General features: G+C 60.2%; 9 protein-coding genes. 4 read left to right on the top strand and 5 right to left on the bottom strand.

The features are described 5' to 3' along the window. The first annotated feature begins 167 nt into the window (after positions 1–167). Positions 168–1235, top strand: coding sequence for an alpha/beta fold hydrolase (locus A11A3_RS17335; RefSeq protein ID WP_008930528.1), 1068 nt, complete (start codon positions 168–170; stop codon positions 1233–1235). Positions 1236–1416: 181 nt separating this feature from the next. After that, positions 1417–2106, top strand: a complete 690-nt coding sequence (locus tag A11A3_RS16760) for a VIT1/CCC1 transporter family protein (RefSeq protein WP_008930527.1) — start codon at positions 1417–1419, stop codon at positions 2104–2106. Positions 2107–2456: 350 nt separating this feature from the next. Here A11A3_RS16760 and A11A3_RS16755 read toward each other — a convergent pair whose 3' ends face one another. Further along, positions 2457–3731 carry a bifunctional O-acetylhomoserine aminocarboxypropyltransferase/cysteine synthase gene (locus A11A3_RS16755; RefSeq protein WP_008930526.1) on the bottom strand — a complete coding sequence of 425 codons (1275 nt, stop codon included), beginning with the start codon at positions 3729–3731 and terminating at the stop codon, positions 2457–2459. A 131-nt stretch (positions 3732–3862) separates the two neighbouring features. Continuing rightward, the gene (locus A11A3_RS16750) at positions 3863–4354 is read right to left on the bottom strand and encodes a DUF2938 domain-containing protein (protein WP_040297469.1); all 492 of its coding nucleotides are present in this window, start codon (positions 4352–4354) and stop codon (positions 3863–3865) included. 72 nt (positions 4355–4426) lie between these two features. Here A11A3_RS16750 and A11A3_RS16745 point away from each other — a divergent pair, with 72 nt between their 5' ends. Together A11A3_RS16745 and A11A3_RS16740 are read left to right on the top strand one after the other, a co-directional pair. Continuing rightward, on the top strand, positions 4427–4834 hold the full coding sequence (locus A11A3_RS16745; RefSeq protein WP_008930524.1) for a helix-turn-helix domain-containing protein: 408 nt from the start codon (positions 4427–4429) through the stop codon (positions 4832–4834). 27 nt (positions 4835–4861) lie between these two features. After that, complete coding sequence (locus tag A11A3_RS16740) at positions 4862–6163, top strand: dicarboxylate/amino acid:cation symporter (RefSeq protein ID WP_202802699.1); 1302 nt, start codon at positions 4862–4864, stop codon at positions 6161–6163. A gap of 115 nt (positions 6164–6278) precedes the next feature. Here the strand turns inward: A11A3_RS16740 and A11A3_RS16735 are convergent, their stop codons facing one another. The 3 genes from A11A3_RS16735 to A11A3_RS16725 all read right to left on the bottom strand — a co-directional run. Then, a complete protein-coding gene (locus A11A3_RS16735; RefSeq protein WP_008930522.1) occupies positions 6279–7541 on the bottom strand; it encodes a type II toxin-antitoxin system HipA family toxin in 1263 nt (420 codons plus the stop codon). Next, positions 7531–7899: a helix-turn-helix domain-containing protein gene (locus tag A11A3_RS16730; RefSeq protein WP_008930521.1), complete on the bottom strand. Its 369-nt coding sequence runs from the start codon at positions 7897–7899 to the stop codon at positions 7531–7533. Before A11A3_RS16730 ends, A11A3_RS16735 begins: the two co-directional genes overlap by 11 nt. A gap of 206 nt (positions 7900–8105) precedes the next feature. Next, the coding region (locus tag A11A3_RS16725) for a DUF2938 family protein (protein WP_008930520.1) at positions 8106–8635 on the bottom strand (530 nt) is incomplete at its 5' end.

Genomic DNA, 8635 nt, shown 5'->3' with positions numbered 1-8635 from the left:
GGTGGTCATGGTGCGCTCTTTAAAAAGATGGGGTGTGCCTGTCGCTGCCAGTATAAAACCTGAAGTGTACCCTGGCGCAGTAAAGCGTGTTCTGTGTTGCAAATGCGTGAAGCGCGGGTCTTGGTACACTGGCTGGGCTTGATCCGATACCGAGCCGAGGCCGCCCCATGAGCATTGCCATTCAGTCTAATTCCCCCTTGCGCACATTGCCGGATGACTATTGCCCGCCCGGGGCGGACCGCTGGTTCACCGTGCCCGAGGGCTATGATGCCGGCAAGACCCTGTTCTATTCGGATTACTGCCCGGTGGGTGTAACGCCGGAGAAGACGGTGCTGTTTGTGCACGGCAATCCCGAATGTTCCTACACCTATCGTCATGCCCGCCAGGCCTTGCAGGACAGCCAGGTGCCACTGCGAATTGTCTGCCCGGATCATATCGGTTTTGGCATTTCTGACCAGGCGGATTACGAAATGGTGGACATGCATCATGCTGACAATCTGCGCATGCTGATTGAGCATCTGGACCTGCGCAATGTGATTCTGGTGATCCATGACTGGGGCGGGCCCATCGGGGTGGGTGCGTTTCTCGACCAGATGGATCGGGTCGACGGTCTGGTGGTGCTCAATACCACCATTTTCCCCATGCCCGCCGATGGCTACACCTATGACGCCTGGCCGTTGCGGGTGATGCCCTGGAGCAGTCTGGGCTGGGTTATCCCCCGCTCGTTATGGGGCGGGGCGGCGGCCTCGGTGCTGGAGGGCGCCAACCCGGCCCCGGTGGGGCTGATTTACGGTCGCTCGTTCATCAAGCAAGTGCGCTTTGCTTTGGGCCGGATTCCCGTGAATACCCCGGCCTATGTGTTCTCGGAATCCCTGCGCAGCAAGGCCAACGCCCGTAGTTCCCAGCGCAATGTGCGCCAGACGCCGGTGTGGGGGCATGGCTATGCCTACACCGACAGGAAACATGGCAAGCAGGACAACCACGATTTCTACCGGCGCATGCAGGCACAGTTGCCGGCCTGCTGGGGCTGCGCAGGTCGTGGTATTCCTGCGGCTGCTCACTTCGGCGAGTTTGATCCCTGTGGCAAGGCGTCGGTGCGGGATCAGTGGCTGACCGCGCTGCCGCAACTGGACAAGGCCATGCATGTGTATCCCGAGGTGGGTCATTTTGTCGAGGAATACAAGGGGCCGGAAATCGCCCGGAGCATTTGTGCGGTGGCCGGGCTGTCAGAGTGATGCAGGGCAATGACGTTGATTCCATTCCCCGGAGCCCTCTGTTGTCACTATGGAGATGTTGCTGCTGGCTGCCATTGGGATCCGGGCATACAGTAAATGGTTGGCAGGGGGCCCCGGTCGGGTTGTGCCGGCCGAGGCCGGCTTTCGATGATTCTTTTCCATTCTCACTGGAACTTCGCATATGAGACATGCTGAAAGACACAAGACAGAGCGAATTGGTTGGCTCCGTGCCGCCGTTCTGGGGGCAAATGACGGAATCGTATCTACCGCCAGTCTGGTTCTGGGGGTGGCAGCAGCAGGGGCAGAGTCGACGGCTGTTCTGGTGGCGGGAGTGGCCGGTCTTGTTGCTGGTGCCATGTCGATGGCGGCGGGTGAGTATGTGTCCGTCAGCTCCCAATCTGATACGGAGCGGGCGGACCTTGCCAGAGAGCGCAGCGAGCTGGCCAGCGCGCCGGAGCAAGAGAAAATGGAATTGGCCGAGATATACGTCAGGCGCGGGCTGGCCCCGCAACTGGCCAGCACGGTAGCCGCGCAACTGATGGCGCATGATGCGCTTGGCGCGCATGCTCGCGATGAGCTGGGTATTTCAGACGTCACGACGGCTCGCCCGATTCAGGCAGCGCTTGCCTCGGCAGCGACATTTTCGGTCGGCGCGGCGCTTCCGTTACTGGTCGTCTTGCTGCTGCCTGCCCACTTGCTGATGTGGGCGGTGCCTGGCAGTTCGCTCCTGTTTCTTGGCTTGCTGGGCTCGCTGGCAGCGAAAACCGGGGGCGCTCCCGTTGTGGTGGCTGCTTCTCGGGTCACTTTTTGGGGGGCTCTGGCTATGGCTCTGACCGCGGGGGTCGGTGCCTTGTTTGAGGTGGCCATTTGATCTGGCGAAAAGCCCTTCGCCAGGGCAGTGGGCGGTGGTCAGCTCTTGCCCCGTGCTCCGGAAAGCAATAGGCAAAACCTGCCGCTATTGAAACGTATAAGGATTAAAGGCGTCGCTGGGAACCGCAACGCGGTTCACTTAAGCATCGAATCTTTCCAGAAAGTTCCCCTCTCCCGTTTACGGGAGAGGGACAGGGAGAGGGTCGCCTTTGAATTTCAAGAGAGTCTCTACTCCCAAAAGACAAATCGCCCTCTCCCCAGCCCCTCTCCCGCAAGCGGGAGAGGGGTTCTAAAGCCTACAGCATTGCGACGGGAGCCAGGCCTTGCCCTTGGCCGCCTCCCGGCCAGGCCTCAGCGAGCAGCTTCCAGTGCCTGGCGGATGTCGGCCAGGATGTCGTCGATATGTTCGATGCCGATGGATAGCCGCACCATTTCCCGGCTGACGCCGGCGTTGGCCAGTTCCTTGTCGTCCAGTTGGCGGTGGGTGGTGGAGGCGGGGTGGCAGGCGAGGGAGCGGGCGTCGCCAATATTCACCAGCCGCAGAATCAGTTGCAGGGCATCAATGAAGCGGGCGCCGGCCTCCTGGCCGCCCTCGATGCCGAAGCTGAGAATCCCCGAGGCCCGGCCGTTCATGTATTTTTGTGCCATGTCGTGGTCCGGGCTTTCCGGCAGGCCTGCATAATTCACCCAGTTGACCTGCGGGTGGTCGCGCAGGTACACGGCCACCTTCCGGGCGTTTTCACAGTGGCGATCCATGCGTAGCGGCAGGGTCTCGATGCCTTGCAGGATCAGGAAGGTGTTGAACGGGCTCAAGGCGGCGCCGGTGTTGCGCAGGGGCGCTACACGGGCGCGGCCGATGAAGGCGGCTTCGCCGAGGGCTTCGGTGTAGACCACGCCATGGTAGGAGGGGTCCGGTTCATTGAGCACACGGAAGCGTTCCTTGTGCTCGGCCCAGGGGAATTTCCCGGAATCAACGATGATGCCAGCCACGGAGTTGCCGTGGCCGCCCATGTATTTGGTCAGCGAGTGCACCACGATATCGGCGCCATGTTCGATGGGCCGCCACAGGTAGGGCGTGGCCACGGTGTTATCCACGATCAGGGGGACGCCGGCCTGGTGGGCGATATCGGCCAGCCGGGCAATATCGACAATGTTACCGGCCGGGTTGCCTACGGATTCGCAAAATACCGCCTTGGTCCTGCCGTCGATGGCCTTCGCCAGGCCATCGAAATCATCGTGGCCGACAAAACGGGCGTCGATGCCGCGGCGTGGCAGGCTATGGGCGAAGAAGTTATAGGTGCCGCCATACAGCTTGCTGGTGGTGACAATGTTGTCGCCCACCTCGGCAATGGTTTCCAGCGCGTACTCGATGGCGGCCATGCCGGAGGCAACTGCCAGGGCACCCACGCCGCCCTCCATGGCGGCGACTCGCTCTTCAAGCACGGCGTTGGTGGGGTTCATGATGCGGGTATAAATGTTGCCCGGCACTTTCAGGTCAAACAGGTCGGCGCCGTGCTGGGTGTCGTCGAACGCATAGGACGTGGTCTGGTAGATCGGCGTCACCACCGCTTTGGTAGTGGGGTCTACCTGAAAGCCGGCACGCACGGCAAGGGTTTCCATTTTCATGAGCATTCCCTGGTTGGGTGAATGAAGGAAGTCTTCACCGAGAGTAGCAAACTGTCGGGTGTTTAGCCTTCCATCAGCGGCACGGGCTCACACCTATCGTCTTTGATCCGTAACGCTCCGCCAGGGCACGGTTACTGCATGATCCACGCATCAACGTACCCACCAACATATAACCCGATTCCAAACACGCCGTGAGTGAGCAGGCTCTGCAGTCGAGCCCTGTTCGGCGTTGGTGTTTTGCAGGCGGCGATGCCGGCGCCCATGGCCGGTTGCATGACCAGCAAGGGCGCGGCGAGGGTGGCGATGCCGACCATGAGCGCAGGGCCCGGTGTGGGGGATGCCAGCCATTGTGGGCCGACCATGGCCAATAACAACGCCGCAAACACCATGCCGGTGAGATAATGAAACAGCCATCCAGTGAGCCGTTCTCCCCGCATGGGGGCCGCCCTGGCAATGGCTGGATGCGAGAAGCGCCCCCGGCGCATGTGTAGTAACCAGCGCCCGACCAGCCCATAGTCAGGTGGCGCAACACCCAGCAGAGGGTGTCTCAGCCAGCCCCAGGCATCCATGAGCAGGGTGGCGGTGCCGCCGATGATGGCGATATGGATGAAAAGTGAAGTCATGTTTTCCAAGGGGGGCTCCCGGCGATGCATTTGCTGGTAACGTACGAGTTCAAGTCCACTTGAGGTCAAGCCATGCTGGATATTTCCGAGGTTGCCAGGCGCACGGGGCTGCCGGCGTCTACCTTGCGCTATTACGAAGAGAGGGGGCTGATCGCCTCGACCGGGCGGCGCGGCCTGAAACGGATATTTGAGCCGGCGGTGCTGGACAAGTTATCCCTGATTGCGCTGGGCCAGGCGGCGGGCTTTTCATTGGATGAAGTGGGGCGCATGTTTGGCGCCAACGGTGAGGCCAATATTGACCGCAAGGTGTTGATGGAAAAGGCCCATGAGCTGGATGATACCATCATGAAACTCAGCGCCATGCGAGACGGGCTGCAGCATGCGGCCCGTTGCAAGGCGCGTAGTCATCTGGAGTGCCCCACCTTTCGTCGCTTGATGCGGGTGGCGTCCGCACGGGTGCAGCGCCGCAAAAGTGGCTAAACAGGTTCGCGATAAAAAGAGGTAAGCATGGCCAACGATTCAGTGTCTCCTCCACCGAACAAACCCGGGCGACGGATGCGTTTTGGCTTGAATATGCAGATTCTGGTGGCCGCCATTGTCGGCATCGGGCTGGGCTGGTTCCTGAATGGCGTGGCGGAAGACTCGGTGATCAAGCAGCAGGTGCTGTACTGGGCGACCATTGTGGGCCGGTTTTTTATCGACCTGCTGAAAATGATCCTGATCCCGTTGATCTTCACCTCCATTGTGGTCGGTATTGCCAACCTGAAGTCCCACCAGCAGGCGGGCAAGGTCTGGCGTTATGCGCTGGGCTTCTTTGTGTTGTCCACCTTTTGCGCCATGGTGCTGTCGCTGGCGGTGACCGGCTGGGTGAAGCCGGGTGGCGGGCTGCAACTGGATATGTTCGCCGACAGCATGGCCAACTTTTCCGCCAAATCCATGAGCGGGGGCGAGTTTCTTCAGCAGTTCCTGCATAGCCTGTTCATGAATCCGGTGACCGCGCTGGCCGATGGCAAGATTCTGCCGGTGGTGGTGTTTGCCATCTTCCTGGGGGTGGCGTTGGTGAAAGTCAGCACCAGCCAGGATCAAGGCACCGCAGAAAAGGGCAATCTGTTCTTCGATGGTCTGCAGGCATTGATGGCCATGTTGATGCTGATGGTGCAGTGGATCATGAAGCTGGCGCCGCTGGGCGTACTGGCGCTGCTGACCCAATTGATGGCCACCCAGGATATGGCTCTGCTGGGCACCATGGCGGAATTCATCGCTCTGGTGTTTGCCATTACGCTGATTCACGGTGTGGTGATTCTGCCCGGGCTGCTTTATCTGTTTACCCGCAAATCGCCGCTGTGGTTCTGGCGCGGCAGCCGCCCGGCCCTGGTCACCGCCTTTGCCACCAGCTCCAGCGCCGCCACCCTGCCGTTGTCTCTGACCTGTGCCGAGGAGCAGCTCGGCGTGAAAAAGGACGTGGCCGGCTTTGTGTTGCCGATTGGCGCGACCATGAATATGGATGGCACCGCTCTTTATGAAGCCTCCGCCGCATTGTTTGTGGCCTATTTGATGGGCATGGATCTGTCACTGGCCCAGCAGATTATCGTCATGCTCACCGCCATGATTGCCTCCCTCGGCGCGCCGGGGATTCCCAGTGCCGGCATGGTCACCATGATCATGGTGCTTCAGTCGGTGGGATTGCCAGCAGAAGCCATCGCCATCCTGCTGCCGATCGATCGTATCCTCGACACCATCCGCACGGCGGTGAATGTGGAGGGTGACATGGTGGCCAGCGTGGTGATCAGCGATAGGCTGGAGAGCTGATCTAATGGTGAGATAGGTGCGCAGGCCAGACTTTCCTTGTTTGTTGTGCATCTCGCCCTTGACGATCAATCCTCTGCACGGTGCTACATGGTGCCGGTCCGCGAGGGGCTGGCATTCAATCCAGAATGGATGGGGACATGAGCGTTGCTTTGGCCAGGTATTCGATATCGCCAGCCGCCAGGCCTGCGGCCGAGAAAGTGTTTTCCCAGCGTGTGGCCACAGTCTGTGTTAGTGCATCGATGCATTCAGCGGCCTCGTCATTGGCGAGGCCAAAACGCTCGGCCTGGCTGATGGCATTGTTGAGTGTGGCGGCGCGGCCCAGGCTGCCGACGATCATGGCCAGGTCCGCCGAATAACCAAGCCGGGGTTGCGGACAGACGTCATAGGCCGGTGTCAGCTCGAGGGCCTGACCGTCCCAGAAACAGGCGTGGTTGCGGGCGTGGTCGTCGATATTGCCGATCAGGATATTGAAGACCATGCGCCGGAAAAGCTCTCGGCCATCACGTTGGAAGTCCCGGGCGTATTTGCGCAGCACGTCGGCCAGTGTCAGGTAGCTTGCCTCTCCGGCCCGTACCGCGTATTCGTCCAGGTTCATCAAGGTCATGGCGCTTAACATGTGTCGACGAGTCAGTGTGCCGCTGGCGTGGATTGCCCGGTCGAAGCGTCGGACCAGCAGTACGCCCTTGCCGGAAATATCCAGGACCTGGGTTGGCGCGACGCGCAGACCGGCTTCAGCAGCGAGACGCATGGCGCCATGCTCGGCGGCGATCATGTTGATGGTGTCCCGGCTGGAGCTGAATTTGGCTACCCAGTATTCCTTCCCTTGCCGGAACAGTACCTTGGGCCGGGCGCCGCCAATGCTGGTGCCATGGTTGAGGGCCGCATCCAGATCGTCGTTAAGCGCTTCCCCGCGTTCCATCTGTCCAGCGGCTTTCTGGGCGTCAGCTAGCGGGCTGGCCTGCTTGACGCGAGGGAGATAAACGTCCGGTCTTTCGCTGGTGTCTAACGCGCCAATGCGGTCGGCGCCAGCACCGAGAAGATAATCAATCTCGCCTGGCTCACTATCGATGGCGTTGTCGGGCTGGCCTGCCGGGTTGAGGGCTTTGCCGATCTCGCGCTGGATGATGCGGCGCCCCCAGGCGTCCGGTGATGCATCGCGCAGTGCGCCACTAAGTTCATTGTCGAGCACGTAGGGGTCGCCGGTCAGTTCACCCAGGGGGCGACCGGGGATCGACAGTGGTATGGCATTCGCTCTGGCGAGATAGCTTTTGCCGTAACGGAATACATATTCGCTACCATCCCAGGCCACCACGCCACATACCACCGGCTCCGTCTGGCCGGGAAGAAAAATCCAGATGTAGGCCTTGTCAGAAATCATTGTCGATTTCGCGAGGCCTGGTGGGTTTCTTGCTTCTTGCCCGTGCTGCTCGAACAAGGCCCGGGTTGGCCGGGTAAGGGCGCATTGCCTGCGCGGTGACATCCTGCTCGGGCAGCGTTGCCAGCAGGGGAAGGTCGAGCAGCCAGAGCGCGGATACGACCAGACCAACCCCCACATTGGGGTCACCTTTTTCCATGGCGCTGATGTGACGTCGATCTATATCGCCCAGACGCTGCCCGAGCTGGGACTGGGTCCAGCCTCTTGCCTTGCGTGCCTCGGCAATCAGCAGGCCGGTATCGTGCAGGGCGTTGCGGATCTGGGCTTTGCGCAGGATGGCGGTGTCGACTTTTTTGGGCATTGGGCATCAAACCGTACAAATAAGCAGCTTATGTACATTATGTCGTACATACGGATGGGTCAAGAAGCTTGGGGTCTTTGTGTACAAATAAACGTACATATTCCGGCATTTTGTACGTTTTTGTGTTCATATGGTGGCTGAGTTATGCCCGTGCCCCACGTTGTAAAGGGCGGGCGACTCCTCCAGGAATCCTCTCGGGACAGAGATCAGGCGAAGCCCAGCGCCAGAAGATACTGAGCGACGGCGAATACCAGATGTGCGACAAGAACATAGCTAATCGTTGCCGCTGGGTTCGGAGTTCGTGATGCGAGAACGCCGCCGCCCATGCCCGGTGTCAGGATCAATAAACCGGCCAGGCTGCTGACCACCACACCGATCACGAACACCGGAAAAACGCTGGGTTGCGCGATATAGTCGGCACCCCATAACAACGGCAGCAGAGCAGCGTAGATGAGCCCGACGAGGTAATGAAAGCCCCAGCCCATGATCTTCTCCAGCGCGTTGGGTCGGTTTTCATTGCAACGGTCGAGTACCCAGTTTCCCCGCGTGATGCCGAGCAGCCAGCGTCCCACCAGGCCCCAGTCGCTGGCAGCGCGACCCGTTAGCCTGCTGATCAACAGCCCCCAGAGATCCAGCGCTATCGTCGAGCCGATACCAACGATGGTAATGAAACAGGCAAGCCGGGTGGTGAGTTCGTTCATTTTATTTCGGGTATACGGATTTAATGGTTGATGGG

It is taken from the genome of Alcanivorax hongdengensis A-11-3 (assembly GCF_000300995.1).
Classification (GTDB): Bacteria; Pseudomonadota; Gammaproteobacteria; order Pseudomonadales; family Alcanivoracaceae; genus Alcanivorax; species Alcanivorax hongdengensis.
The sequence above is the reverse complement of the archived record's forward strand: the minus strand, read 5'-3'. Positions and strand labels throughout refer to the sequence as shown.